Below are 1,817 nucleotides of genomic sequence, written 5' to 3'. Positions count from 1 at the left end.
TCGCCCCCGAAGTACTGCAATTCGGACGGCATGCCGAGCAGGTCGCGCACCTGCGCCTTGGTGCTGGCATGGCGCACCACTTTGGCGAACCGTGCCTGGGTAATCAATTCGGTCACCTCGAGGACGCGCCCGTCCATGGCAGCGCGAACGAGATAAGTCTGGTCGCCCATCGGGCCGGTCGCGTATTCCCACAGCTCATTGCCGTCGCGATCGAAGCGGATGTCGGTGGGGCGCCCCATCCGGTCGCGCACCTCAGGCAGCGTGGACTGTTGCGGCACGATGCTCCGGACGCCGCCGCAAGCGGCGAGCAGCAGGAGAGGCATCACGGCAAGGAGCGCGCGGTTGAGCATCATGCCGGACCTCCTCATGGCTGGCCGGCTGCTATGGTAATCCGGCCGGGCGTGACGACACACACGCACGACTGTACGGCGGCTTGTGTGTGCGTGTGTTGACGGCGGAGGATCGGCCGCAGGATACTGGCGCGCAATAGCGCCTCGTAACGCCTGTCCGGATCACCGGACGCTCACCAGGAGGGGGGTCATGCGTCTTGCTGCGTTTCGTTCTGTTTCTATTGCCGCCGCAATTGTCTTGGCGCCGGTCGCCACGGCCTTCGCCGCCCAGAGCGGCACCGCTGTTCCCAAGCTTCCGGCCTCGAGCTGGAAGCCGCAAGAGCCGGTCGAGTTCCTGGTCCAGTCGGCCGCCGGGGGCGGCAGCGATATCTTCGCCCGCAGTCTGGCCAAGGTCCTGACGGACGAGAAGATCGTCACCGTGCCGATCAACGTCGTGAACAAGCCGGGCGGCAGCGGCGCCGTGGCCTACTCGCACCTGAACCAGAAGAAGGGCGATCCCCACATCATCGCAACGGCCACCGGCTCCTACATCACCACGCCTATCCAGGGACATTCGCCGGTCAGCTACAAAAACTTCACCAACCTCGCGGTGCTGTGCGTGGAGGACTATGTCGGCGTGGTGCGCGCCGATTCCCCCTACAAATCGCTCAAGGATCTGATCGCGGCGGCAAAGAAAAAGCCGAACTCCATTCGCGTCGGCGGCAGCGGTCCGTCCGGCTCCGACGCCATCATCAGGCATCGGCTGGAGAAGGTGACCGGGGCGAAGCTCAACTACATCGTGTTCCAGAGCGGCGGCGAGGTGAACGCCGCGTTGCTCGGCGGCACCGTCGACTTCGCGAGCCCGAATCCCAGCGAGGCCACGGAGCTGATCAAGGCGAAGCGGCTGCGGGCGCTCGCGATGTTCTCCCCGGAGCGGCTCGACAAGTGGAAGGACGTGCCGACCGCGAAGGAGCAGGGAATCGACGTCACCCTCGATCAGTTTCGAGGCGTGGTGGCTGCCGGGGGGCTGACCAAGGACCAGGCGCTGTTCTGGCAGAACGCGATGGTGAAATTGTTCCAGTCGCCCGGGTTCAAGAAGTACCTGGACGAAAACGGGCTGCGCCCGCTGCTCGAGGTCGGCGACGATGCCGAGAAGTACCTGGCGGAGCAAACCGTGTTGTACACGGAAATCCTGACCGAACTGGGCGTGGTCAAGAAGAAGTAAGTGGCGTTCGTTTCGAACTCCGGCTGCGCAGGGAGGGAGCAATCATGACGCGCGCCGACTTCTACGGCGGGCTGCTGCTGTCAGCGTTCTTCGGCGCCGGCCCGTAGGAAGGCCCCACCTTCCAGTACGGCGACGAGTTCTCGCCCGGACCGGGGTTCGCTCCGGTCTGGTTGAGCGCGATCGGCTTGTGCGTATCGCTACTGGTCGCTGTTCATGGATTCCGGTTGGATGAACAAATCGGGGACAGACCACGATTTTCTTAC

The 1,817-nt window shown here is 64.3% G+C and carries 1 protein-coding gene; it reads left to right on the top strand.

Features of this window, described 5'->3' with window-relative positions; translation table 11 throughout:
- The first annotated feature begins 540 nt into the window (after positions 1–540).
- Positions 541–1,554, top strand: a complete 1,014-nt coding sequence (locus GEV05_19145; GenBank protein ID MPZ45464.1) for a tripartite tricarboxylate transporter substrate binding protein — start codon at positions 541–543, stop codon at positions 1,552–1,554.
- Positions 1,555–1,817 lie beyond the last annotated feature (263 nt).

This window comes from Betaproteobacteria bacterium (genome assembly GCA_009377585.1).
GTDB lineage: Bacteria > Pseudomonadota > Gammaproteobacteria > Burkholderiales > WYBJ01 > WYBJ01.
This window is presented reverse-complemented; position numbering and strand designations above follow the sequence as displayed.